This window comes from Xanthomonas hawaiiensis, assembly GCF_031834635.1.
Classification (GTDB): Bacteria; Pseudomonadota; Gammaproteobacteria; order Xanthomonadales; family Xanthomonadaceae; genus Xanthomonas_A; species Xanthomonas_A sacchari.
In genome coordinates, this window is record NZ_CP115873.1 from 4,049,708 (window position 1) to 4,075,114 (window position 25,407).

Here is a 25,407-nt window from a genome sequence, read left to right on the forward strand (position 1 = left end):
GCACGGCCACGCATGGCGTTCGCCATCGGTCCCATGTCCCCTTCCGTATCGCGATGCGCCGCGACGTCATGCTGTTTCCTGCAGGTCCGCGCATGACACAGACGCAACGATGCCCGCCCGGTCCGCGTGGGCATTGGGCGTTCGGCAACCGGCAGGCCTTCGCGCACGATCCCCTCGACTTCCTGCAGCGCTGCGCACGCGAACATGGCGACGTGGTGCGGATCGCCGAGCGCACCTACCTGCTGGCATCGCCGGCAAGCATCGCGACGGTGCTGGGCGACGATGGCAGCCTCTACGCCAAATCCGATCCGGACCCGCGCACGCGGCGTGCCGCATTCCCGGCCTCGGTGATGAACAGCGAAGGCGAGGCCTGGCGACACAAGCGCCAGGCATTGCAGCCCGCATTCCGCGCCGGGCTGGTGCGCGACTACGCCAGGCAGGCGCTCGCCGCCACGCAGGCGTTGCTGCGATCGGGCAGCGACACCGCGCATGCGCAGGATCTGCGCCTGACGATGACCGCGCTCTGTGCGGAACTGGGCGCCGGCTTCCTGCTCGGCGATGCGACGCACGCGCCGTCCCTGCTGCGGATGCTGCCGATGGTCGATGCGATCCTGCAGCAGACACGCACGCCGTCCGCAGCCCCGGCCTGGTGGCCGAGTGCCGGCAGGCGCCGCCTGCGTGCCGCACGCGGCACACTGGATACCGCGCTGACGCAGATCCTGGCAGCGCCGAGTCCGCCAGGCGCGGGCGCCTCGGTGCTGGAGCTGTTGCGGCGCGACGATCCACAGAGCCAGGGCGATTGGTGTCGCGACGAAGCGGCGGCGATGCTGATGTCGGCGCTGGAGCCGATGGCGGCGGGCCTGACCTGGACGCTGTTGCTGCTGGCGCAGCATCCGTCGATCGCACAAGCGGTGGCGGCGGAAGCCGAGGCGTTGCCCGACATCGGCAACGCGTCCGCCACGGCAGGCGACGACACGCTTGTCGAACGCCTGCCGCTGACCCGCGCCTGTGTGAAGGAAGCCATGCGCCTGTATCCGCCGGCATGGATGACCGCGCGCATCGCGCAACGCGACACCACGCTGGACGGCTTCGCGGTGCCGCGCGGCACGCAGTTGATCGTCAGCCAGTGGGTGGTGCAGCGCGATCCACGCCATTTCGCCGTGCCGGACAGCTTCATGCCGACGCGCTGGCTTGACCCGACGCACGCCCCGGCGCGCTACACCTATTTCCCGTTCGGCGGCGGCCCGCGCAGTTGCATCGGCAGCCAACTGGCGCTGGTGCAGATGACATTGGTCGTGGCCGGCCTGTTGCGCGAGCGCACGTTGCACCTGGCGGCGGACGCGCAGCCGCGGCCGTTCCCGGCGCTGGTGCTGCGCCCGCTCGATGTCCGCATCGCGCTGCGGCCACGCACCGCAACCCCTGTCCGTCGGTCGCATGACACGACGCCGCCGCCCCACCCTCCTGCCCCGGACGCCCCGCATGGCTGACCCCACCGCCTTCGCCAAGACCCGGGAATATCCCAACCGCTTCTTCGATTCGGCTGCCTGGAACGAGCTTTCCTTCCGCGACGGCGACATCGTCATCGCCAGCTATGCCAAGGCCGGCACGACGTGGCTGCAGCAGATCGTCGCGCAACTGCTGTTCGAAGGTGCGGCCGACGTCGACGTATCGGCGATCTCGCCGTGGCTGGACGGCGTGTATCCGGACCGCGCGAGCAAGCTCGCGCTGCTGCAGGCGCAGCCCCACCGGCGCTTCATCAAGACCCACCTGCCGGCCGACGCGCTGGTGATCAGCGATCGCGCCAAGTACCTGTACATCGGCCGCGACGGCCGCGACATCGCGCTGAGCCTGTACGACCATCAGTGTGCGGTCAGCCAGGATGCGCAGGCGCGGCTGGATGCCGGCGCGGCCGAACCGGGCAAGCTGCGCGTGGTGCCGCCGCCGAGCCTGCCGGTGGACGCCTACGTGGCGCAGTGGCTGGCCCACGACGGCGCGCCGTTCTGGCCGTTCTGGGAAGGCGTGCGCAGTTGGTGGCAGCAGCGCGCGCAGCCGAACGTGCTGCTGGTGCACTACGCCGATCTGCTGGTGGATCTGCCCGCGCAGGTACGACGCATCGCCGCGTTTCTCGAGATCCCGATACGCGACGCCACCTGGGACACGATCCTGGCGCACTGCCAGTTCGACTACATGCGCCAGCACGCCGCGCGCTACGTGCCGCAAGGCGCCGGGCTGTGGCGCGAAGGCGGCAAGGCCTTCTTCAACCAGGGTCGCAGCGGCCGCTGGCGCACGCTGTTGCCGGCGGCCGTCGCCGCCGACTACGACGCGCGTGCGCAGACGGAGTTGGGCCGCGAAGCCGCACAGTGGCTGGCGCAGGGCGCCGGGGCGACGCCATGAGCCTGCGCGTCATCGGCGCCGGCCTCGGCCGCACCGGCACCCTGTCGCTGAAGCTGGCGCTGGAGCATCTGGGCCTGGGCCGCTGCTATCACGCCATGGAATTGGCCGCGCACCTGCGCCAGGCCTTGCCGCTGTGGGACGCGGCGATCGACGGGCAGGCGGATTGGGACACGCTGTTCGCCGGCTATACCGCCACCGTCGATTATCCGGGCTGCTGCTTCTGGCGCGAACTGGTCGCGTGCTATCCGCAGGCCAAGGTGATCCTGACCGTGCGCGATGCCGATGCCTGGTTCGCGTCGGTGCGCAGCACCATCTTCGCCAATGACGGCAGTGTGCCGGCGTTGTTCGGCCCCGACGGCCAGCGCCTGAGCCAGTTCCTGCGCCGCGGGTTCGCGGCACGCATCGACGATCGCGCCTTCATGACCGACTATTTCCGCCGCTGGAACCAGGAGGTCATCGCCGGGGTGCCGCCGGACCGCCTGCTGGTGCTCGACACTGACACGCAGACGGACTGGGAACCGCTGTGCGCCTTCCTCGGCGTGCCGCTGCCGGCGCAGCCGTATCCGCGCGTGCATGCGCGCGGCGGCAGCGGCACGCAAGCGCGCCCGCTGCCGAGCGACCCGGCGCAACGCGAACAACGCCTGCGTGCCTACCTGGACCGGCTCGCCGTGGAGGCGTTCGCGCCGTCCGCCGACGGCTGATCGCCGTCCACCTACAGCGAAAAATTGTGCTTGATGGTGAACGACCAGGCGCCGTCGATCGGATTGGTGACATGCACCCGGCCATCGCCGTCCGGCACGCCCGTGGTGTAGCGGCGATACACCCCGGCGCTGTTCCAGGCGCGCGAATAGGTCAGCCCGAACTCGGTGCCGCGCCAGGTGCGGCTCACACCGAGACGCGCGTCGGTCCAGCCGTAGTCGGCGAAGTTGCGCACGTGCTGGTGGCCGGCATGCACGCTCGCCTGCCAGTCCGACGCCAGCGGCAGCGTGGCGTCCAGCGCCAGATAGCCGGAGCCGCGCGAGTGCTGGCCCTGGCCGACGCCCAGCGTGGCGCTGTTGTAGCCGAAGTAGTCGCGCGTCCAGGTGCTGGCGTAGGACAGCTCCAGCGTGCGCCAGTGCCCGGCGACGATGGCCTCGCCGTAGTCGTAGCGGGTGCCGCTGGCGCTCATGCGCGCGCCGGGATAGGCGTAGTAGTAGGCGCCGGCGCGCCAGCCCCAGTCGCCGTGGCTGGCCGCGTAGCCGGCGTACAGGTCCCACTCCACGTGCCCGCCTTCGATGAAGTACGGGCTCACCCCGGACGCCCAGGTGCCGGCATACCAGCCGCTGTCCGCGGCCACGTCCAGCCCGCCCTGCAGCACCGGCCGGCCCCAGCTCTGCTCGAAGCCGCGCGAGACGTAGTTGGAGGTCGCGGCCAGGTTGGCGCTGGCGGTGCCGGCCCAGGCCGGTGCGGCGGCGCCCAGCGCCAGCAGCAGCGCGGCGCCGCGCATGCCCCTCACGACACCACCTCCAGCCGCGTCCGGCCCGGTGCGGCCAGGCGACCCGATGCAGGCGCCGCGAGCTTGAACAGCGCCACCGCGCGCTGCAGTTCCCCGGCCTGATCCTCCATCGCCCGCGCCGCCGCCGTGGCCTCCTCGACCAGCGCGGCGTTCTGCTGGGTCACCTCGTCCATCTGTACGATGGTCTTGCCGACCTGTTCGATGCCGGCGCTCTGTTCCTGCGAGGCGGCGGCGATCTCGCTCATGATGTCGGTGACCCGGCGGACGCTGGCCACCACCTCGCGCATGGTGTCGCCGGCGCCGTTGACCAGCGCGGTGCCTTCGTCGATCTTGCCGACCGAGGCGTCGATCAGGCCCTTGATCTCGTGCGCCGCGGTCGCCGAACGCTGCGCCAGCGCGCGCACCTCGCTCGCCACGACCGCGAAGCCACGGCCCTGCTCGCCGGCACGGGCGGCTTCGACCGCGGCATTGAGCGCCAGGATATTGGTCTGGAAGGCGATGCCGTCGATCACGCCGATGATCTCGGCCATCTTCTTCGACGCGCCGGCGATACCGGACATGGTCTCCACCACCTGCTCGACCACCGCGCCGCCGCGCGAGGCCACGTCGGCGGTGTCCTGCGCCAGGCGATTGGCCTGATGCGCATGCGCGGCGTTCTGCTTCACCGTGGAGGTCAACTCCTCCATCGAGGCCGCGGTCTCTTCCAGGTTGGCCGCCTGCTGCTCGGTACGCCGCGACAGGTCGTCGTTGCCGGCGGCGATCTCGCTGGCGGCGGTGTTGATCGCGGTGGTGGCGTGCTGGATGCGGCCGACGATGCCGGTCAACTGCTCCACGGTGGCATTGGCGTCGTCGCGCATCTGCGCGAACACGCCATGGAACTCGCCGTGCATCCGCGCGGTGAGGTCGCCCTGGGCCACCGCGCGCAACAGCGCCGACAACGCCGAGAGGTTGCCTTCGGTCAGCTCCATCAGCCGGTTCAGCCCGACCACCATGCCGCGGAAGTCGTACTGGAAGCGCTCGGCATCGCCGCGCCGGGAGAAATCGCCGGAGGCCGCGGCTTGCGCCAGCTCGGTGATGGCCTGGTTGATCGCCTGCAGGCTGCGCTTGGTGGTGCGCATCGCCTCGGTGATCGCCGCCTTCTCGCCCGGCAGCGCTTCCATGTCCACCTGCATGTTGCCGATCGCGTACTGCGACATCACCTCGACCAGGCGCCGCTGCACGTCCACGTGCGCGGCGACCAGCGCATTGGTGCCGTGGACCATGCGCCCGTACTCGCCGGGGAAGCGCGCGGCGTCCATGCGGTAGCTCATCTCGCCGGCGTCGTGGCGCTGCGCCATCTCCGCCTGCGCCTGCATCACCGCCTGCAACTGCGTCTGCATGCTGCCCATCGCGTCCAGCAACTGGCCCAATTCGTCGTCGCGACGATGCCGGACCTGGCTGTCTAGGCGCCCGGCGGCGACCGCCGAGGACACCCGCACGGCCTCGGCCAGCGGATCCAGCACCTGCCGGCGCAGCAGCAGATACAGCGCGCCGCTCAGCAGCAGCGCCGAGAGCAGGCCGACCGCGGCGATCGTCCACAGCAGCGCGCGCGCCTTGGCCATCACCAGCGCGTAAGGTACCGAGATGCCCAGCGCGAACGCCTGCGGCGCATCGCCGATCTTCAGCGGCACGAACACGTTCAACGCATCCTCGCCGTCGGCGCGGCGATGGTCGAACACCACCTGGCCCTTGGCCACGCGCGCCAGCATGTCTTTGGACCAGGCATCGCTGCGGGTCTTGCCGACCTGCTGCGGATCGCGGCTGGCCATGACCATGCCCAACGGCGACAACAGGCTGGCATGGCCTTCGCCCATCGGCCGCAGCGCGGCGATGCGCTGCTGCAGGGTATCGAGCGTGAAGTCGACGGTGACCACGCCCAGGAAGCGGCCGTTCTCCAGGATCGGCGTGGCCAGCGTGGTCATCAGCGTGTCCTTGCCGGCCACCGGGTAGTAGTACGGCTCGATCACCACCGGCTTGTGCGTGTTGCGCGCCAGCAGGTACCAGTCGCCATCGCCCGGCTTCTCGTAGTCGCGCAGCGCCTCGCGCACCAACTGGCCGTTCTGCCGCGACCACCAGGTCATGTAGCGGCCGGTCGCGTCATGGCCCTCGGCGCCGACGAAGGCCTTGTCGTTGCCGTCGAAGGCATCCGGCTCCCACATGGTGCTGATGCCCAGCCACTGCGGATGCGCGTCGAGCTGGCTGCGCAACACTGCGGTGGCGGTAGCGCGCGACAGACCGGCGGCGTGCTGCACGCGGAAGCTGTTGGCCAATGCCTCGCTGGCGTCGAAGGCCACGCCGATCTCGCGCGACACGCGCTGCGCTTCCAGTTGCGCCAGGTTCTCGATGCTGGTGCGCGAGGTCGACAGCAGCGCATCGCTGCTGCGCCAGTAGATGATCATCGCGGTCAGGCCGAAGCAGGCCAGTGCGAGCAGGCCGGTGCCCAGCATCAGGCGTTTGGCGATGCTGCCGCGACGGCGATGCGGCGACGGAGTGGACATGACGACTTCCTTGGTAGGGGGAGGGAATACGGTCGCGGAGGAATGCGTCGCGCCGCGGCCCGCTGCGGCGCGGCGCGAGCGCGCCGTGTCCGTTGCCGATGCCCTGCTCAAGACGCACTCCCCATCGGGCCGCGACGCGCCGCCGGACCTTGCGTCCTGGCGCTGCTGCATGGCGACCCACCCCTGGCTATCGTCCCGCCATCGGCAAACTTGATGGGCATCCCGCGAGATGCCGATGAACGGACATGGGTTGGCGGTGAAAGCGCGCGGCAGCGCGCAGTTTCCTACCGCATTTGTGCATCAGTGAACAACCGCGTGCACGGATGCAGCAACGCGTGCCGGCGGCGACGGCACGCAGAATGCGGGAAAGACCATGCGCGGATGCGCGACCGGCTCTGGGGCGATCACGCCTCTGCACGGTGACCTGGGACGCATGCATCGCCCAGCGAACAACGCGATGCGTGCCCGGCCAGGCACTGCACGCGGACCGCGTTCGGGCTGCGCTTACGGCCGCCAGTTGGCGTTGTGTTCCCAGAACGCCACGCTGCGCCGGTAGGCGTCGCGATCCAACGGCACGCCGGAGCCGCCCTCCTCCACGCCGAGCGCATTGCGCAGCATGGTGATCGGCGCCATCGGTATCTCCTTTGGCTCGGCGGTATACAGGCAACCGACCACGCCCCAATCCGCCTCGATCGGCGCACCCTCGTGCGCGAGCTGGTCGCGGCTGTAGAGGATCGGCAGCAGGTAGGCGGCCACCGGCGGCTCGACGCCTTCGAACCAGCGCACCAGCACCGGGAGTTCCTCGCGGCTGCGCGCCTCGTAGCCGGAACGCAGCAGGCGCCGGTTGGCGTCGGTGATCGGCACGGTCAGGCAGCGCGTCGAGGTCCAGTTGCGGTGCACGTGCAACTTGCAGAACGGCGCATAGCCGTCGAGCACCTGCAGCGGCGCGTTGGCGTTGAGATGCTGCTCGAACTGCTCCGGCGTGCAGTCCTGGATCGCATTGCGACGTCCGTCGCGCGGGAACAGGCGGGTGCGGGCGAACGGCGTGAGGACGATGGACATGGCATGCATGGCGGACAAGGGCGGACTAGCGTAGCGCGCGGCACCGCCAGTGCCCACCGCGGCCAGCGTGTCCTGGCGTTCGGAAGCCCGACGCAGGAGCGGCTTCAGCCGCGATGTGCGTTACCGGTAAGGCATCGCGGCTGAAGCCGCTCCTACAGACTACGGATGCGCCAACGCGTAGTCGATCGCCGCGCGCACTGCCGCGACCTGCGCGGCATTGCACTGCTCCGGCGTGGCGCTGGCGCTGTCCGGATATACCTCGGTGGTGGTGGTGTAGCGCGCGTCGGTGATGCCCGCGCACAGGCCCAGCCGCTTCACCGGATAGTTGATGACCCCCGGCGCCGCCAGCGGCGTGCCGATCAGTTCGCCGGCGGCGTCGGCCGGCGCGATATGGGTGACCTGTGCCACCGCGGCCAGGACTGCCTGCTGGAAGGCCGGCTGCGGATTCTCGCTGTCGCCGACCAGGTAGAAGCCATCGGGGATGACGCCCGGCGCGTAGTCGACGCCATCGCGCGCGGCCAGCGCCGGACGGAATTCGGATTCGTCGCTGTCGGTGGTCTCGTGCAGATCGATATGCATGCGAATGTGCTCGCGCAACGGCGCGACCAGACGCAGCAGCGCCGCCGACTCCTGCGCCGGACTGTCGGTGCGGAACGAACGGTTGGGATCCAGCGCATCGGCGTTCCAGCGGTGGATGCGTTCGTACGCCCATGGACTCACGCACGGCACCAGCAGCACATTGGCGCGGCCGACGTAGTCCCCGGCATGCTGCTGCGCGAACTGCAGCGCACCGTGCACGCCGCTGGTCTCGTAGCCGTGCACGCCGCCGGTGACCAGCATGCACGGCAGCGCCTCGTTCCAATCGCGGCTGCGCAGCGCCAGCAGCGGATAGCGCTCCTGCGCGTACGCCAGTTCGCCGTACTCGACCAGATCCCACGGCCCGCGCAGGCGCTCGATGGCCGCCACCACCTCGTCCTGATAGCTGCGCCGGCGCGGCTGCCCGGCCAGCCACGCCGCCTTCTCGGCGGCGCCCCAGGGCACGCCGGGGGTTCCGATCGGATAGAAGGCTGCGCTGGTCATGATGCGGCTCCGCGTCGACAGGTGAGGGCGGCGACTGTAGCAAAGCGCAGCGGCCGCGATGCGGCATGCGCCACGAACACCGCGCTCGCGGCGCCTCGTCGCGGAAGCGGATGCCGATCCCGCTTTCGTACGCTGTCGCCATGAATACGTATGTAGCGCGTGCATGTTGCGCCGCGATGCGCGCTTAGCATCCTCCCGCCGCGCGCCAGCCCCGCGGCGAGCTCATGCCCCTGTCCTGCAGGCGCCCCGCCTGCGCCCACGCAACGAGGAGATCGAACGATGCGCGTTCCATCCGCTGCAAATCGACTGCTGCGCCTGCACCGCTGGCGCAGCCTGCTGGTCGGCCTGCTGCTGCTCCTGGCCACCGCCAGCGCCCAGGCCGACGTCATCCTGCATGCGTTCAACTGGCCCTACGCCACCGTCGAAGCGCGTGCCGCGCAGATCGCCGCCGCCGGCTACCGCAAGGTGCTGGTGGCGCCGGCCTACCGCTCGCAGGGCGACGCCTGGTGGGCGCGCTACCAGCCGCAGGACATGCGCCTGATCGACAACCCGCTCGGCGACACCGACGCCTTCGCGAGCATGGTGCAGGCGCTGAAGGCGGTGGGCGTGGAGACCTATGCCGACGTGGTGCTCAACCACATGGCCAACGAAGCGGCCACGCGCTCGGACCTGAACTACCCGGGCAGTGCGGTGCTAAGCCAGTACGCCGCCAATCCGCAGCGCTATGCCTCGCTGCGACTGTTCGGCGACCTCTCGCAGAACTTCCTCAGCGCCAGCGATTTCGGCCCGGCACAGTGCATCACCAACTACAACGACCCCTACCAGGTGCGCACCTACCGCATCTGCGGCGGCGGCAACGATCCCGGCCTGCCGGATCTGGTCGGCAACGACTGGGTGGTGCAGCAGCAGCGCAACTACCTGCTGGCGCTGAAGGCGCTGGGCGTGACCGGCTTCCGCATCGATGCGGCCAAGCACATGACCTTCGACCATCTGAACAAGGTGCTCGATGCGCAGGTGCGCTCCGGGGTGATGGTGTTCGGCGAGGTGATCACCGGCGGCGGCAGCGGCAATTCCGACTACGACCAGTTTCTGGCGCCGTACCTGCAGGCCACCCCGCACGCGGCCTACGACTTCCCGCTGTTCAACTCGGTGCGCAACGCCTTTGCCTACGGCGGCAGCATGGATCTTCTGGTCGATCCGGGCGCCTACGGCCAGGCGCTGCCGGGCGCGCGCGCGGTGACCTTCGCCATCACCCACGACATCCCCAACAACGCCGGCTTCCGCTACGCGATCATGGACCCGGTCGACGAAACCCTGGCCTACGCCTACCTGCTCGGCCGCGACGGCGGCGTGCCGATGGTGTACTCGGACAACAACGAGAGCGGCGACAACCGCTGGGTCAACGCCTACCAGCGCGACGACCTCAAGCGCATGGTCGGCTTCCACAACGCCGCGCAGGGCCGCGACATGCAGGTGCTGGCGCACGGCGACTGCTACCTGCTGTTCCGCCGCGGCGACCTGGGCATCGTCGGCATCAACAAGTGCGGCACCACCGTCACCGCCGCGGTGCCGATGAACGGCAGCGTGCTGCGCTGGAACGTCGACTACACCGATGCGCTGGGCTCGGGCAGCGTGGTGCGCATTTCCAGCGGAAGCTACACCTTCAGCCTGCCGCCGCGGCAGGCGCGGATGTGGAAGCGTTGAGCGTCCGCATCCAGCCGGCGCGCCCAGGCGGGCGCGTCGGCGTCGTACTGACCGGGCCCGCGTGGTCTCACGGCTCCAGCGCGGCGCCGGCCGCCCCATTTCGGCGGCCCGACCTTTTCTTGCACATCCATCCGGATGAAGAGATATACTGACCGCACCGCCCGCTGCGTTGCGCCCATGACCGCCATCAGCTTCGAGTTCTATCCGCCCAAGACCGACGAGCAGCGCGCCCAGCTCGACCGCACCGCCGCGCGGCTGAAGGCCTACGCGCCGGAGTACGTATCCTGTACCTTCGGCGCTGGCGGCTCGACCCTCAGCTACACCTCCGAGACCGTGCGCCACCTCAAGCAGCATCACCGCTTCGAGGCCGCGCCGCACCTGTCCTGCGTGGGCGGCAGCCGCGAGGAGATCCGCGAACTGCTCAAGCTGTACCGTGCCATCGGCTGCCGGCGCCTGGTCGCGCTGCGCGGCGACCTGCCCTCCGGCATGGGCCACCCCGGCGACCTGCGCTACGCCGCCGACCTGATCGCCTTCATCCGCGCCGAGCACGGCGACGCCTTCCACCTGGAAGTGGGCGCCTATCCGGAGACGCACCCGCAGGCCCAGGACGCGCTCAGCGACCTGCGCCACTTCAAGGCCAAGGTCGATGCCGGCGCCGATGCCGCCATCACCCAGTACTTCTATAACGCAGACGCCTATTTCCACTTCGTCGACGCGGTGCGCAAGCTCGGCGTGCAGATCCCGATCGTGCCGGGCATCATGCCGATCTCCAACTTCAGCCAGTTGCGGCGCTTTTCCGAGCAGTGCGGCGCGGAAATCCCGCGCTGGATCGGCAAGCGCATGCAGGCCTACGGCGACGATGCCGAGGCCATCCGCGAGTTCGGCGCCGACGTGGTCGCCGCGCTGTGCCAGCGCCTGATCGACGGCGGCGCGCCGGCGCTGCATTTCTATACGCTCAACCTGGCCAAGCCGACCACCAGCGTGCTGGCACGTCTGCCCTCAGCCGTCGGCTGAGGGTCGCGGCTGCTGTGCAGCCGCTCGGGATTGGGGATTGGGGATTAGGGATTCGCCAAAGCGGGCCGCGCGCCGCTGTTGCCAATCCCCAATCCCGAATCCCCAATCCCTGCTCGTAGGGCATTCGCTCCGCGGTCACGCCGGCTGCGGCTACCCTGCGCCGATGCGTGCCCTTCCGCCGATCCTGCTGCTGGTGTGCCTGTGCGTCTTCGCCACGCCCACGATGGCGCAGCGGGTGAACCGTTGCACCGGCCCCGACGGCACCACCGTGTTCAGCGATCGGCGCTGCGAGGACATCGGCGCGACCGACCGGCTGCCGCCTCCGGCGGCGCCCGGCAATGTCGGCAGCAACGCTCGCGGTCTGGCGCCGCCGCAATGCGTGCGCCGGCTCAGCGTGCTGGTCCAGCAGATCCGCAGCGCCGTGGACGCCCGCGACGTCAATCGGCTATCGGCGCTGTACTGGTGGAACGGCGTTTCCGACGACGGCGCGCAACGCATCTTCGACCGGCTGGAGGCGATCGTGCGCCGCCCCCTGGTCGCGATCGTGCCGGTGTTGCCGGACACCAGCGGGACCACCGATCCCGCAGCCGGCACGTCGTCGACAGCCGCAACCACGACCACGTCGGCAGCGGCGGATGCCGATGGTGCCGAGGCGCCATCGCGCCCGCATCCGACCGGCCTGCGCCTGCAGCAGACCCTCGCCGGCAGCATCACCCCCGCCTCCACCGTGCTGGACCTGCGCCGACAGTACGACTGCTTCTGGATCAGCTTTTGAGGGGCCGGGATTCGGGATTCGGGATTGGGGAATCGCAACAGCGGCGCCCTGCGCGCGCACCGCATCATCTGTAGGAGCGGCTTCAGCCGCGATCAGGCCATCTCGGGGATGCCGGGTCGCGGCTGAAGCCGCTCCTACGATCGGGCATGCGCCCTGGCCCCGCTCACGCCACATCGACCGCCAGCGGCCATAGCCCGCGGATCGCGGCGATGCCCTGGCCGCCGTGGCGGCGCGCTTCGGCCACCTGGCTCGGCAGCAGGCCGCCGATCGGGTAGATCGGCAAGGCGACCTGTTCGCGCAGGCGTTCGAACGCCTCCCAGCCCAGCGGTGCGGCGCCAGGATGACTGGCGGTGGCCGCCAGCGGCCCGACCACCGCGAAATCGCAGCCGATGCGCTGCGCCATCTGCAACTCTTCGAGCGTGTGGCAGGACGCCGCCACGGGCTGCCCGGCCGGCAAGGGACGCGCCTGCCACTGCGGCAACTGCTCCGCACCCAGATGCACGCCCACGCCCAGTTCCTGCGCCAACGCCACGTCGCGGTTCAGCAGCGCGTGTGCGCCATGCGTCGCGCACAGCACCGCCGCAGCCCGCGCCAGCGGCGCCCACTGCTCGGCCGGCAGGCCACGCGCGCGCAACTGCACGCGACGCACGCCGCCATCCAGCGCGCGCTCCAGCGCGGCCAACCACGGGCCGGACTCGGCCGGCTCCGGCGTCACCAGGTAGCAGGCGGGCTGGCGCAGCATCGCCACCACCGGCTGGTCGGCCGGCGGCATCGCGTAGCGGCCCAGCTTGTCGGCGCTCACCCAGGTCAGCGCCTGGCCCTCGCGGCCGCGCGGCGTGCCCTTCCACGCCGACACCTGGCGCACTTCCAGGCGCAGGCGCTTGTCCGGGTAGCGCTGCGGCACTTCCATCAGCCACTCGCCGACGACCGCGTCGATGCCCAGTTCCTCCTGCAGTTCGCGCACCAGCGCCTGCTCCGAGGTCTCGCCGGGCTCGCGCTTGCCGCCAGGGAATTCCCACAGGCCGGCAAGATCGCGGCCCTCGGTGCGGCGGGTCAGCAGGATACGGCCGCGCGCATCGGTGATGACGCCGGCGACGACATGGATGGATCTGAGCGGTTCGGACATGGCGCAAGCTTGCCGTTTCCGGCAGCGCCAGCGCAATCAACCAGGGTCACATTGGCGCCGATCGGCCGTGGAGCGTGGCGACGCCCCTGCAGCCGGGCAGTCCCAGGCGATGGCGTCTTTGGCTGCGCGCCCCTGAAGGCAGATGCCTACCTCACCAACGCCAGAGCGTCATCGCAAGTGACCATGCGCGGGCGCTGCTGCGTCTGCAACGCGGCCCGGCGCGCGCCGCTCAGCGCGCTGCGGCGACGCGCATCGCGGTGATTGCCACACTTCCATCACCGCCACCCGCTCAGGCTCCCAGGCCGTGGCCGATCCGCCACAGCACGCCACCGGGGTCGTGCAGCGTGAAGTCGCGCATGCCCCAGGGACGGTCCTCGGGCTCGCCCAGACGCGCGCCGTAACGGCCGGCCAGATCGGCTGCATGCAGCCGCCGCCACCAGGCATCGGCGTCCTCCACCCACAGATGCAGCACCAGGTTGTGCGCCAGGCCCGCGTGGTAGAAATCCTGCAGCAGGAACGCGCAGCGGTCGCCATGGCGGAAGCAGGTCAGCCCGTCGCCGAGCGGCTCGGGGGCGAATTCCAGGGCCGCATAGAACTGCGACGATTGCGCGAAGTCGCGCGCCGGCACGAAGACCTTCAGTTCCAGGCTGTGCAAGGGATCCATGGCGATTCCTCCGACGCGTTCGAGCGGCCCATGCGCGAGCATGCCACGCCCGGACTACGCACGTGTCGGCACGCACGAACGCAGGCGAAGATCTCGCCCGCGACACGGCGCCTGGCGCGCAACCGATGGGGGATCAGGGGAGGCGCCTCGCGCTGGGCGCTGTGGCGGGATTGGGGATTGGGGATTGGCGACAGGGGCAGTCGGGGACTTTCCGGTTCACTGCCCAGTCCAGGTGCAATGCGTGTTCCCGCAGCGGGCCAGGCTTGGCAAACGCACTCCCGCGCTTACAGCGGCTGGGTCAGATAACGCTGCAGCGTCTCTCCCAACACCCGCACCGCCATTGCCCGGTTCAGGCCTTTGGCCGGAAACGCCAGCACGTAGCGCACCAGGGCGAAGCCCAGCATCTGCGAGGCGATCAAGGTGGCGCGCGTGTCCGCCGCCGCGCCCGGCCCCAGGTAACGCCGCACCGCCGTGCGCAGCTGCTTCTCGAAGATCTCGGCGATGCGCGCCTTCGCATCGGCATGGCTTACCGCCGCGCGCAGCAAGGCCACCAGTTGATGACCCGAGGGCGCGTCTTCCCAGACCGCGAAGAAATGCGCCGCCAGGCGCTCGCCCAGTTCCTCGGCCGCTACGTCGCGCAGGTCGGGCAGGTGCAGGTCGAACTCCACCGCCGCCAGGAACAATTGCTCCTTGCTGCCGTAGTAGCGGATCACCAGCGCGACGTTGGCCTGCGCCTGCGCCGCGATCTGGCGCACCGTGGTGCCGTCGTAGCCATGCAACGCGAACAGCGCGCGTGCCGATTCGAGAATGCGGTCCTTGGTTGCCTGCGAACGGGTCACCGGTGCGTCTCTGCAGGGCACAGGCGCGGCCCTTGTAAACGGGAGTTTACTCCACCCCGGAAACGGCGCAGGATGTAAACACACGCTTACCCAGGAAGATGCGATGAACGCGAACTGCGACACGCGATCGACGGAGGTGCTGATCGTGGGTGCCGGACCCAGCGGACTGGCGCTACGCCTGGCGCTGGACCGGCTCGGGATCGCCTCGCTGCTGGTCGACCGGCATCAGGCTGGACTGAACACCTCGCGCGCGGCGGTGATCCATGCGCGCACCCTGGAGGTGCTGGAACCGCTGGGCGTGGTGCCGCGCCTGCTCGCGGCGGGCGTGCGGACCACCATCTTCCGCGTGCGCGACGGCGACCGGGCGCTGCTGCAGATCGGCTTCGACGACCTGCCCTCGGCGTATCGCTACGCGCTGATGTGCCCGCAGAACGCGACCGAGGCGATCCTCGCCGAGGCGCTGCAGCCGAACGCCGCCACGGTGTGGCGTCCGGCACGCCTGCTGTCGTTTGCGCAGACAGCCGACGGCATCAGCGCCGACCTGGAACTGCCGCAGCAGCGCCGGCGGCAGGTGCGTGCGCACTGGATCGTCGGCTGCGATGGGGCGCACAGCGCGGTGCGGCAGGGCGCCGGGATCGCGTTCGAGGGCGGGGACTACGCCGAAACGTTCTTGCTCGCCGATGTGCGCATGGCCTGGCCGCTGCCGCGCGACGAAGTCAGCCTGTTCTTCTCGCCGCAAGGCCTGATGGTGGTGGCGCCGCTGCCGGAGCACGACGGTGCCGCGGGGGACCGTCACCGGATCGTGGCGACGGTGACGGACGCAATCGGGCCGCCGACGCTGGCGCAGATGCAGGCCTTGCTCGAGGCGCGTGGACCGCGCAGTGGGCGCGCTCGCATCGACATGCTGCTGTGGAGTTCGGACTTCCATCTGCAGCACCGGGTGGCCGCGCAGATGCGCCGGGGGCGGATCCTGCTGTGCGGCGACGCGACGCACGTGCACAGCCCCGCCGGTGGCCAGGGCATGAATACCGGCATCCAGGACGCGGTTTCCCTGGCGACGGCGCTGCAGCAGGCGCTACGCCAGCACGACGCCCAGGCCCTGGACGCCTGGGCGACCCGCCGCCACCGCATCGCCCGCGGCGTGGTGCGCATGACCGACGCGATGACGCGCGCGGCCACCGCCACCGGGCCGGTGGCGCGCAGCGTCCGCAACGGCCTGCTCGGCCTGATCGACCATGCACCCCCGCTCCAGCGCAGGCTCGCCACGCGATTGGCCGAGCTGGGCAACTGAACGTCGAACGGCCGCTGCTCCGCAAGCGTGCGGGAGCAGCGGAACCGGCGTGCCGGGGCCTACCAGGAAAGGACCGGCGCCCGCAGCAGCTGCGCGCGTGCGCAGCGCTGCGGCGGGGCCAGGATCAGCTCAGCTGGCCGTGGCAGTGCTTGTACTTCTTGCCGCTGCCGCAGGGGCACGGATCGTTGCGGCCGACCTTCGGCGCCTCGCGGGTCACCTGCGCCACGGTCGGCGCTCCCGCTTCGCCACGCTGCACCTGCTCGGCTTCCTCGTCGGCGCCGTAGCCGCCGGCATCCTGGTGCTGGAACTGCGCCTGGCGCAGTTGCGCCTCCATCTGCTGGCGCTCCTGCGCCTCCAGCGCCGCCACCTCCTCCTCGCTGCGGATGCGCACCCGCGCCAGCAGGGTCACCACTTCCCGCTTGGCGTGCTCCAGCATCTCCGAGAACAGCTCGAAGGCTTCCTTCTTGTATTCCTGCTTGGGCTGCTTCTGCGCGTAGCCGCGCAGGTGGATGCCCTGGCGCAGGTAGTCCATGCGCGCCAGGTGCTCCTTCCAGCTCTGGTCGAGCACGGTCAGCATCACGTGCTTCTCCAGCGCGCGCATGGTCTCGCTGCCGATCGCCGATTCCTTCTCGCGGAAATGGCGGTCCACTTCCGCGCGCACCTTCTCGACGATGCCGTCCGCGTCCAGTTCCTCCTGCTGCTTGACCAGGTCGCCGATCGACAACGACAGGCCCAGCTCGCTGGCCAGCGTGGCTTCCAGGCCCGGCAGGTCCCACTGGTCGTCCACCGAGTTCGGCGGCACGAAGCGGGAGACGATGTCGTAGATCACGTCGTCGCGGATGCCGTCGACGTTCTCCTTCACCGACTCGGCGTCCAGCAGTTCGTCGCGCTGGGCGTAGATCACCTTGCGCTGGTCGTTGTTGACGTCGTCGAAGTCGAGCAGGTTCTTGCGGATGTCGAAGTTGTGCGCCTCGACCTTGCGCTGCGCCTTCTCGATCTGCCGGCTGACCAGCTTGTCCTCGATGACGTCGTCTTCCTTCATGCCCATCATGCGCATCGCCTTCTGCACCCAGTCCGAGGCGAAGATGCGCATCAGGTTGTCTTCCAGCGACAGGTAGAACCGCGAGGAACCCGGGTCGCCCTGGCGGCCGGAGCGGCCGCGCAGCTGGTTGTCGATACGCCGCGATTCGTGGCGCTCGGTGCCGATGATGTGCAGGCCGCCGGCGGCCTTGACCGCATCGTGGCGCTCCTGCCAGGCCGCCTTCAGGCGCGCGCGCGTGGCCTCGTCCGGCTCCTCGCCCAGCGCATGCAATTCGGCTTCCAGCGAGCCGCCCAGCACGATGTCGGTACCGCGGCCGGCCATGTTGGTGGCGATGGTCACCGCGCCCGGCTGGCCGGCGTTGGCGACGATCTGCGCTTCGCGCTCGTGCTGCTTGGCGTTGAGCACCTCGTGCTTCACGCCGGCCTTGCGCAGGTGCTCGGACAGCATCTCCGAGGTTTCGATCGAGGTCGTGCCGACCAGCACCGGCTGGCCGCGCTTGGCGCAGTCCTCGATGTCGGCCAGCACCGCGTTGAACTTGCCCTGGCGGTTGAGGAACACCTGGTCCGGCCAGTCCTTGCGGATGGTCGGGCGGTTGGTCGGGATCACCACCACTTCCAGGCCGTAGATGCTCTGGAATTCGTAGGCTTCGGTATCGGCCGTACCGGTCATGCCGGACAGCTTCTTGTACATGCGGAACAGGTTCTGGAAGGTGATGCTGGCCAGCGTCTGGTTCTCGCGCTGCACCGGCACGCCTTCCTTCGCTTCCACCGCCTGGTGCAGGCCGTCGGACCAGCGGCGGCCCGGCAGGGTGCGGCCGGTGAATTCGTCGACGATCACCACCTCGCCGTCGCGCACGATGTAGTCCACGTCGCGCTGGTAGATCGCGTGCGCACGCAGCGCCGCGTTGAGGTGGTGGACCACGCTCAGGTTCTGCGCGCCGTACAGGCGGTCTTCCTCGTCGGTGAGGATGCCGGCGGCGCGCAGCAGTTCTTCGGCATGCTCCATGCCCGCCTCGGACAGGTGCACCTGCTTGCCCTTCTCGTCGACCCAGAAGTCGCCCTCGCCCTCTTCCGACTCCTGCTTGATCAGCTGCGGCACGATGCGGTTGACGCGGATGTACAGCTCCGGCGACTCGTCGGCCGGGCCGGAAATGATCAGCGGGGTGCGCGCTTCGTCGATCAGGATCGAGTCGACCTCGTCGACGATGGCGTAGTTGAGCCCGCGCTGGAAACGGTCGGCCTTGGACAGCGCCATGTTGTCGCGCAGGTAGTCGAAGCCGAATTCGTTGTTGGTGCCATAGGTGATGTCGGCGGCGTAGGCGGCGTGCTTGTCGCTGTGCGGCATGCCCGGGTACACCACGCCCACGTTCAGGCCCAGCCAGTTGTACAGCTTGCCCATCTGCGCGGCGTCGCGGCGCGCCAGGTAGTCGTTGACGGTGACCACGTGCACGCCCTTGTCTTCCAGCGCGTTGAGGTACACCGGCAGCGTCGCGACCAAGGTCTTGCCCTCGCCGGTGCGCATTTCCGCGATCTTGCCCAGGTGCAGCACCATGCCGCCGATCAACTGCACGTCGTAGTGGCGCATGCCCAGCACGCGACGGCTGGCCTCGCGGCACACCGCGAACGCTTCCGGCAGCACCTTGTCCAGGGTCTCGCCGCCGGCGATGCGCCCGCGCAGTTCCGGGGTCTTGGCCTGCAGCTGCTCGTCGGAGAGCTGCTCCATCTCCGGCTCCAGCGCATTGATCTTGGCGACGATACGGTGGAGCTGGCGCAGTTGGCGCTCGTTGCGGCTACCGAAAACGCGAGTAAGCAGACTGTTGATCATTGAAGGAACCGGTTGGAAAGGAACGCCCGCGCGGCCCGATCCCCAGGGAATCGACGGGCCGCAAACGAAACAGGGCGCGAGGCGCCCTGTCGATGGCAAAGCACATTGTAGCTTGGGGCGGCGCCCGGCGATTCAAGCGCCGGCACGCCAGCCCCCGCGCCGCTCAGCCGCGGCCGCGGCGGCCCACCGGAATGGCGCCATCGCCGAGGAACTTGGCCGGGTTCACCACCACCCCGTCCTTCCACACCTCGAAGTGCACGTGCGCGCCGGTGGAACGGCCGGTGGAGCCGGCCTTGGCCACTTCCTGGCCGACCCGCACCAGGTCGCCGACCTTCACCGACAGCCGCGAATTGTGCGCATAGCGGGTGACATAGCCATTGCCGTGGTCGACCTCGACCACGTTGCCGTAGCCGCCACGCACGCCGGAGTAGCTGACCACGCCGTCGGCCACCGCCAGCACCGGATCGCCGACATTGGCGTGGAAGTCGATGCCCTTGTGGTTGCCGGTGCCGCGGCCGAACGGATCGGCGCGGCCGCCGAAGGCCGAGGTGATGTAGCTGTTGCGGATCGGCATCCGCGAGGGCACCGCGTTCTGGTCCAGCTGGTGATCGAACAGCAGCGATTCGAGCACCGACAGCTGCTGGCCGGAGGTGGCGAACTGCTGCTGCAGCCCGTCCAGTTCCTTGCCGAGCTGCTGCGCGGGCATGTCGTGGCTGGGTTCGTCGTCGCCGCCACCGACGCCGACCGGCTGGTCGAAGTCGAACTCGCCGTCCTGCAGCTTGCCCATGCGGGTCAGGCGATCGCCGAGCGCGTTGAGCCGGGTCGCCTGCGCCTGCAGCTCGCCCAGCCGCGCCGCCAGGGCGTTGACCTGGGTCTGCGCGTCGCGGCGCACCTGCGCCAGTTCCTGGTCCTGCCGCTCGAGCTTGGCGCGCAGTTGCGCCGAACCACCCCATCCGGCTGCAGCGCTGACGCCGATGCCGAGTACCATGCCGAGGCCGAGCACGGAACCGAGCGCGGCGAGGGGGCGGCGATCGGCGAAATCGCGCAATCGCCACGGCAACGTCTTGACCCCCTTTTCACTGGAACGGATTACGATCTTCTTGAACGTCATATGAGTTTTCATGTCTAAGCGAAAGTCCGGCGAAGGCCATACCGCCACGCCGCAGCCGGCACTGGACGCCGCACTGGCGGACAAGGCGGGCGACCCGTTGCGCCGCGCCCTGTGGCTCGACGCGCTGGACCGGCAGTTACGCCCCCATCTGCCGCCGAACCTGGCCTCCCGCTGCCGGTTGGCCAATGTGAACGGCGAACAGCTCGTTTTTCTCGTTGAGTCTCCGGTCTGGCACGCCCGGGTCAGGCTGGCCGAGGCCGACATCCTTGCTGCGGCCCGATCCCTCGGGCTGAAAGCCACCAAAGTGACCGTCAAGACTGCGACTGCACCCGCGCATTCCCCAATGCAGCAGGCAAGAAGCACGCCAGCTCCGGTTTCTGCGGCCACGCACAAGGGGTTGCGCGAGGCCCTGGCTTCCCTGCAGGACGTCGTCTCCGCGACGCCTGATGCGACCACGGGCTCCGACCGTGGCCGTCGACGTACGTAGACACGCACGCCGCGACCGACGCATCCTAGCGGGCGTCGGGCGTCAGGTCGTTACCGATTCGTTAAATCGGCGTTAAGGGGAGAAGAAGGCACGGCCGATTGCCGATTCCGTGATCTCCACCCGGCCGTCACCGGGTTGAACAGGTTCAGGCGTAAGCCGCCGCCCCGTAGGCCACCGGCGCCTGCTGCGCGGCGGATTCGAAGCTGACCCATTCCCACGCCGCCTGCTCGGCGAGCAGGGCGCGGACCAGCTTGTTGTTCAGCGCGTGACCGGACTTGTAGCCCTCGTAGGCGCCGAGGATGGCACCGCCGGCCAGGTACAGGTCGCCGATCGCATCGAGGATCTTGTGGCGCACGAACTCGTCGGCGTAGCGCAGGCCGTCGTCGTTGAGCACGCGGAACTCGTCGAGCACGATGGCGTTGTCCATCGAACCGCCCAGGCCGAGATTGCGCTCGCGCATGTACTCCAGGTCGCGCATGAAGCCGAAGGTGCGCGCGCGGGAGATTTCCTTGATGTAGGCCATCGTCGAGAACTCGATCTCCTGGCGCGACTGCTTGGCCGGGATCATCGGGTGGTCGAACTCGATGGTGAAACCGAGCTTGTAGCCGCCGTCGTAGGGCACGAAACGGGCGATCTTGTCGCCGTCGCGCACTTCGACCTCGCGCTTGATGCGGATGAAGCGCTTGGCCTTGTTCTGCTCGACGATGCCCGCCGACTGCAGCAGGAACACGAACGGACCGGCCGAGCCGTCCATGATCGGCAGTTCGGCCGAGGACAGTTCGACGATGGCGTTGTCCACGCCGAGGCCGGCCATCGCCGACATCAGGTGCTCCACCGTCTGGATCTTGGCCTGGCCGCGGCTCAGGCCGGTGCACAGCGTGGTCTCGGTGACCAGCTCGGCATCGGCAGGCACGTCCACCGCCGGGTCCAGGTCCACGCGTCGGAACACGATGCCGTGGTCGGCCGGTGCGGGGCGCAGGGTCATGTAGACCTTGTCGCCGCTGTGCAGGCCCACGCCGGTGGCGCGGATCGTGTTCTTGAGGGTGCGTTGCTGGGTCATGGCAGACAGTCTGGGAACGTCTGTTCGCACGGGAACTGAACAGACAACGAGAATATCACGCGTTTAGCTAAATTTTAACAAAGCGGTCACAGCATCCCATGCCTGCAACACTGGCCCGTGCCGGCGTCGCGGTCGCAAAAACCTGCCGGGTCACAGGGACCCGGCAGCAAGGGACACGGCGCGCCGGCCAGGGAGGCGCTCCTGGACGGCGGTGTTGCGGGCCGGCGCGTACGCCGGCCGATGACGCAGACCTCAGTCGGCCTGGCGGCGCAGGAACGCCGGGATGTCCAGGTAGTCGCTCGGCAGGTCGGCCGCGGCCGGCGCCGGTGCGGACGGCGCCGCGCCCATGCCGTCGCCGCTGGGACGGCGCAGGCCCAGGCCCATCGCACCGCCGACTGCCTTGGACACGGCATCGCCGCCGTGCTCGAAGTCGCCGAACTCCGGCTGGCCGGTGGTGGCGTTGCGCACCAGCTTGATCGGCGCACGCTGCTCCGGACGCTGCGACTGGCGCGACACCGCACGGTTCAGGCCGGTGGCGACCACGGTCACGCGCACTTCGTCCTGCATGTCCGGATCCAGCACGGTGCCGACCACCACGGTGGCGTCCTCGGAGGAGAAGCCCTCGATGGTGCGGCCGATCTCGTCGAACTCGGCCATGGTGAAATCCGGGCCGGCGGTGATGTTGACCAGGATGCCGTTGGCGCCGGCGAGGTTGACGTCGTCCAGCAGCGGGTTCTGGATCGCCGCTTCGGCGGCGGCCTGCGCACGGTCATCGCCGCGGGCCGAGCCGGTGCCCATCATCGCCAGGCCCATTTCCGACATCACGGTGCGCACGTCGGCGAAGTCGACGTTGATCAGGCCCGGACGCACGATCAGGTCGGCGATGCCCTGCACCGCGCCCTGCAGCACGTCGTTGGCGGCGCGGAACGCCTGGATCATGGTGGCGTTGCGGCCGAGCACGGTGATCAGCTTTTCATTCGGAATGGTGATCAGCGAGTCGCAGTGCTGGCTCAGTTCCTCGATGCCCTTCAGCGCCACCTGCATGCGGCGGCGGCCTTCGAACGGGAACGGCTTGGTGACCACGGCCACGGTCAGGATGCCCATTTCCTTGGCCAGTTGCGCCACCACCGGCGCGGCGCCGGTGCCGGTGCCGCCGCCCATGCCGGCGGTGATGAACACCATGTCCGCGCCCTGCAGCGCGTCCATGATGCGCTCGCGGTCTTCCAGCGCGGCCTGGCGGCCGACTTCCGGATTCGCGCCCGCGCCCAGGCCCTTGGTGACGTTGGTGCCGAGCTGCAGCTGCAGCTTGGCACCGCAGTTCTTGATCGCCTGCGAGTCGGTGTTGGCGGTGATGAACTCCACGCCGTCCACGCTGCTGCTGACCATGTGCGCGACCGCGTTGCCGCCGCCGCCGCCCACGCCAACGACCTTGATCACTGCATTGGGTGCCATCTTTTCAATCAGTTCGAAATGCGCCATGTCCGTTTCCTCTTTGAGCCGGGATTCGGGATTGGGGATTGGGGATTCGGAATGTTCCGATCCTTGTTCCTGCCTCTCCGTCCGGCGAGTGTTGTTGTTTGGGTGCCGAGATTGGGGATTGGGGATTGGGGATTCGCAAAAGCGACTCTCTAGTCCCGTGCCCTGCTCCGCGGCGGAATCACTGCAAAAAAACCTATCGCCTGCCTACCTACCGCTCTCCACTCTCTCTACCTACCGCTGTTGCTCCCACCAATCCCGAATTTCGAATCCCGAATCCCGGCTCCATCAAAACTCGCCGCGATACCAGTTCTTCAATTTCTTGAACAAGCTGCCGGCGCGGCCGGTCGGCAGCGACGGGCGGCGCGGGTGTTCGATCTGGCTGCCCATCAGCAGCAGGCCCACGCCGGTGGCGTGCACCGGGTTGCCGACGACTTCGCCCAGGCCGGTGACGTGCTGGGGAATGCCCACGCGCACCGGCATCTGCACCATTTCCTCGGCCAGTTCGACCACGCCTTCCATCTTCGAGGCGCCACCGGTCAGCACCATGCCGGCGCGCACCAGTTCCTCGAAGCCGGAGCGGCGCAGTTCCGCCTGCACCATCTCGAAGATCTCCTCGTAGCGGCCCTGCACCGCCTGCGCCAGCGAATGGCGCGGCATGCGCCGCGGCGGACGGTCGCCGACGCTGGGCACCTGGATGCTTTCCTCGGCGGTGGCTAGCTGCGCCAGGGCGCAGGCGTAGCGCACCTTGATCTGCTCGGCTTCCGGGGTCGGCGTGCGCAGCATGTGCGCGATGTCGTTGGTGACGTGGTCGCCGGCGATCGGCAGCGAGGCGGTGTGGCAGATCGCGCCCTGCACGAACACCGCCAGGTCGGTGGTGCCGGCGCCCATGTCCACCAGCACCACGCCCAACTCGCGCTCGTCGGCGGTCAGCACCGCCACCGAGGACGCCAGCGAGGACAGGATCAGGTCGTCCACCTGCAGGCCGCAGCGCTGCACGCACTTGCTGATGTTGGCCGCGGCCGACTGCGCGCACACCACCAGGTGCGCGTGCACCTCCAGGCGCACGCCGGTCATGCCGACCGGGTTGCGGATGCCTTCCTGCGAATCGTCCAGCACGTACTCGCGCGGGATCGCGTGGAGGATGCGCTGGTCGGCCGGGATCGCCACCGCCTTGGCCGCTTCCAGCACGCGGTCCAGGTCGTTCCAGGTCACCTCGCCGTCGCGGATCGGCACGATGCCCGGCGAGTTCTTGCACTGCACGTGGTTGCCAGAGATCGACGCGTACACCGAGCGGATCTCGCATCCGGCCATCAGCTCGGCTTCCTCGATCGCGCGCTGGATCGACTGCACAGTGGATTCGATGTCCACCACCACACCGCGCTTGAGGCCGCGCGATTCGTGCGAACCGATGCCGATCACCTCGATCGGATTGCCGGGCGAGTATTCGCCGACCAGCGCGACGACCTTGGAGGTGCCGATGTCCAGTCCAACGATGAGGGATTTGTCGCCTTTGCGGTTCATGTCTTGGAGCCGGGAATAGAGAATCGGGAATGGGGAATGGAGAAGAGCGGGCTCTCGCGATGCGATGGAGGGTCGGCCAGTGCCGCGTGCCGCACGGGCTGGGCCGGCGCCGCAGGCTTCTTCTCCTTGCCCGGCTCCTTACTCGGCTCTTTGCTCTCGGGTACCCATGCCACGGTGAATCCGTTGGTGTAGCGAAGATCGGCGCGGGCCAGCGGCGGCTGGCCCGGCTGCAGCAGTTGCGGCAGCACCCGGGCGAAACGCTCCAGGCGGGCGCGCGCGTCGTCGCGGCCGACCACCACCTGCACGCCGTTGCCCAGCGCCAGCGACCAGCTGCCGCGCGCGTCCAGGGCCACGCCCTGCACCGGCAGGCCGACCGGCGCGAACAGCGCGCGCGAGGCGTTGTACAGCGCGACCACATCGGCGGCCTTGGCGTCCGGGCCGGCCAGATGCGGCAGCGCCACGTCGCGCAGTTCGTTGGGCAGGGCGAAGATGCGGCCCTGCTCGGACAGCATGCGGTCTTCGCCCCAGCGCGCGAACGGGCGGTGCTCGACGACGCGCACTTCCAGCACGTCCGGCCAACGCTTGCGCACGCGCGCGCTCTCGACCCACGGCAGGCGCTCGATGGCGTCCTGCGCATCCTGCAGGCGCACCGCGAAGAAGCCACGCCGCGCGTACGGCAGCACCACCTGGCGCAACTGCTCGGCGGACACCCGCTTGAAATCGCCGCTCACCTGCAGCCGGCTCAGCGGCCAGCGCTCGGCCCCGACCCAGCCGTTGAGCACGGCCACGATCGGCAGCGCGACCAGGGCCAGCGCCAGCAGCCAGGCGAGGATGCGCAGGGAGGCGTTCATGGGCGCGCTCCGCGCGCGGGATTGGGGATTGGGCATTCGGGATTGGCGCAA

At 69.3% G+C, this 25,407-nt stretch carries 21 protein-coding genes; 8 read left to right on the top strand and 13 right to left on the bottom strand.

The genetic code is table 11. From position 1 onward, the window contains the following. The first annotated feature begins 92 nt into the window (after positions 1 to 92). The 3 genes from PG878_RS17235 to PG878_RS17245 are packed head-to-tail and all read left to right on the top strand — an operon-like array spanning position 93 to position 3,095. On the top strand, positions 93 to 1,487 hold the full coding sequence (locus PG878_RS17235) for a cytochrome P450 (RefSeq protein WP_209032354.1): 1,395 nt from the start codon (positions 93 to 95) through the stop codon (positions 1,485 to 1,487). After that, positions 1,480 to 2,394, top strand: coding sequence for a sulfotransferase domain-containing protein (locus tag PG878_RS17240; RefSeq protein ID WP_209032355.1), 915 nt, complete (start codon positions 1,480 to 1,482; stop codon positions 2,392 to 2,394). Before PG878_RS17235 ends, PG878_RS17240 begins: the two co-directional genes overlap by 8 nt. Continuing rightward, the gene (locus PG878_RS17245) at positions 2,391 to 3,095 is read left to right on the top strand and encodes a sulfotransferase family protein (RefSeq protein ID WP_209032356.1); all 705 of its coding nucleotides are present in this window, start codon (positions 2,391 to 2,393) and stop codon (positions 3,093 to 3,095) included. Before PG878_RS17240 ends, PG878_RS17245 begins: the two co-directional genes overlap by 4 nt. Before the next feature lie 11 nt (positions 3,096 to 3,106). Here the strand turns inward: PG878_RS17245 and PG878_RS17250 are convergent, their stop codons facing one another. From PG878_RS17250 to PG878_RS17265, 4 genes are all read right to left on the bottom strand, one after another. Then, complete coding sequence (locus tag PG878_RS17250; protein ID WP_244663385.1) at positions 3,107 to 3,880, bottom strand: TorF family putative porin; 774 nt, start codon at positions 3,878 to 3,880, stop codon at positions 3,107 to 3,109. A 5-nt stretch (positions 3,881 to 3,885) separates the two neighbouring features. Next, complete coding sequence (locus PG878_RS17255; protein WP_209032358.1) at positions 3,886 to 6,426, bottom strand: methyl-accepting chemotaxis protein; 2,541 nt, start codon at positions 6,424 to 6,426, stop codon at positions 3,886 to 3,888. A 504-nt stretch (positions 6,427 to 6,930) separates the two neighbouring features. Next, the gene (locus PG878_RS17260; RefSeq protein ID WP_209032359.1) at positions 6,931 to 7,488 is read right to left on the bottom strand and encodes a DUF3228 family protein; all 558 of its coding nucleotides are present in this window, start codon (positions 7,486 to 7,488) and stop codon (positions 6,931 to 6,933) included. Positions 7,489 to 7,647: 159 nt separating this feature from the next. Continuing rightward, complete coding sequence (locus tag PG878_RS17265; protein WP_209032360.1) at positions 7,648 to 8,568, bottom strand: M14 family metallopeptidase; 921 nt, start codon at positions 8,566 to 8,568, stop codon at positions 7,648 to 7,650. Positions 8,569 to 8,901: 333 nt separating this feature from the next. On the opposite strand from PG878_RS17265, the gene PG878_RS17270 reads away from it, so the two are divergent. From PG878_RS17270 to PG878_RS17280, 3 genes are all read left to right on the top strand, one after another. Then, positions 8,902 to 10,272 (top strand): alpha-amylase family protein, encoded by a 1,371-nt coding sequence (locus tag PG878_RS17270; RefSeq protein ID WP_209032484.1) that lies wholly within the window; start codon positions 8,902 to 8,904, stop codon positions 10,270 to 10,272. A gap of 177 nt (positions 10,273 to 10,449) precedes the next feature. Continuing rightward, the gene (gene metF, locus PG878_RS17275) at positions 10,450 to 11,286 is read left to right on the top strand and encodes a methylenetetrahydrofolate reductase [NAD(P)H] (protein WP_209032361.1); all 837 of its coding nucleotides are present in this window, start codon (positions 10,450 to 10,452) and stop codon (positions 11,284 to 11,286) included. A gap of 163 nt (positions 11,287 to 11,449) precedes the next feature. Then, entirely contained in the window at positions 11,450 to 12,061 is a 612-nt protein-coding gene (locus PG878_RS17280; RefSeq protein WP_209032362.1) for a DUF4124 domain-containing protein, read from the top strand. Between the two features lie 163 nt (positions 12,062 to 12,224). Here the strand turns inward: PG878_RS17280 and PG878_RS17285 are convergent, their stop codons facing one another. The 3 genes from PG878_RS17285 to PG878_RS17295 all read right to left on the bottom strand — a co-directional run bounded on the left by PG878_RS17285 (position 12,225) and on the right by PG878_RS17295 (position 14,690). Next, entirely contained in the window at positions 12,225 to 13,187 is a 963-nt protein-coding gene (locus PG878_RS17285) for a Nudix family hydrolase (RefSeq protein WP_209032363.1), read from the bottom strand. Positions 13,188 to 13,476: 289 nt separating this feature from the next. Further along, entirely contained in the window at positions 13,477 to 13,851 is a 375-nt protein-coding gene (locus PG878_RS17290; RefSeq protein ID WP_209032364.1) for a VOC family protein, read from the bottom strand. 284 nt (positions 13,852 to 14,135) lie between these two features. Beyond that, positions 14,136 to 14,690, bottom strand: a complete 555-nt coding sequence (locus PG878_RS17295) for a TetR/AcrR family transcriptional regulator (protein WP_209032365.1) — start codon at positions 14,688 to 14,690, stop codon at positions 14,136 to 14,138. Between PG878_RS17295 and PG878_RS17300 the strand changes: the two genes are divergently transcribed. Continuing rightward, positions 14,659 to 15,981: an FAD-dependent monooxygenase gene (locus PG878_RS17300; protein ID WP_311185982.1), complete on the top strand. Its 1,323-nt coding sequence runs from the start codon at positions 14,659 to 14,661 to the stop codon at positions 15,979 to 15,981. The genes PG878_RS17295 and PG878_RS17300 overlap by 32 nt on opposite strands. Positions 15,982 to 16,105: 124 nt before the next feature. On the opposite strand, the gene secA is transcribed toward PG878_RS17300, so the two are convergent. Continuing rightward, a complete protein-coding gene (secA, locus tag PG878_RS17305; RefSeq protein ID WP_209032367.1) occupies positions 16,106 to 18,847 on the bottom strand; it encodes a preprotein translocase subunit SecA in 2,742 nt (913 codons plus the stop codon). A 163-nt stretch (positions 18,848 to 19,010) separates the two neighbouring features. After that, entirely contained in the window at positions 19,011 to 19,958 is a 948-nt protein-coding gene (locus tag PG878_RS17310) for a M23 family metallopeptidase (RefSeq protein ID WP_209032368.1), read from the bottom strand. 10 nt (positions 19,959 to 19,968) lie between these two features. Between PG878_RS17310 and PG878_RS17315 the strand changes: the two genes are divergently transcribed. Then, a complete protein-coding gene (locus PG878_RS17315) occupies positions 19,969 to 20,445 on the top strand; it encodes a DciA family protein (RefSeq protein ID WP_010340118.1) in 477 nt (158 codons plus the stop codon). Between the two features lie 145 nt (positions 20,446 to 20,590). Here PG878_RS17315 and lpxC read toward each other — a convergent pair whose 3' ends face one another. The 4 genes from lpxC to PG878_RS17335 form a co-directional block, all read right to left on the bottom strand. After that, positions 20,591 to 21,505 carry a UDP-3-O-acyl-N-acetylglucosamine deacetylase gene (gene lpxC / locus PG878_RS17320; protein ID WP_209032369.1) on the bottom strand — a complete coding sequence of 305 codons (915 nt, stop codon included), beginning with the start codon at positions 21,503 to 21,505 and terminating at the stop codon, positions 20,591 to 20,593. Positions 21,506 to 21,757: 252 nt separating this feature from the next. After that, positions 21,758 to 22,984 (bottom strand): cell division protein FtsZ, encoded by a 1,227-nt coding sequence (gene ftsZ / locus PG878_RS17325; RefSeq protein ID WP_017909650.1) that lies wholly within the window; start codon positions 22,982 to 22,984, stop codon positions 21,758 to 21,760. Positions 22,985 to 23,269: 285 nt separating this feature from the next. Beyond that, the gene (gene ftsA / locus PG878_RS17330; RefSeq protein WP_010340121.1) at positions 23,270 to 24,505 is read right to left on the bottom strand and encodes a cell division protein FtsA; all 1,236 of its coding nucleotides are present in this window, start codon (positions 24,503 to 24,505) and stop codon (positions 23,270 to 23,272) included. Continuing rightward, positions 24,502 to 25,356, bottom strand: a complete 855-nt coding sequence (locus PG878_RS17335; protein WP_209032370.1) for a cell division protein FtsQ/DivIB — start codon at positions 25,354 to 25,356, stop codon at positions 24,502 to 24,504. Before PG878_RS17335 ends, ftsA begins: the two co-directional genes overlap by 4 nt. Positions 25,357 to 25,407 lie beyond the last annotated feature (51 nt).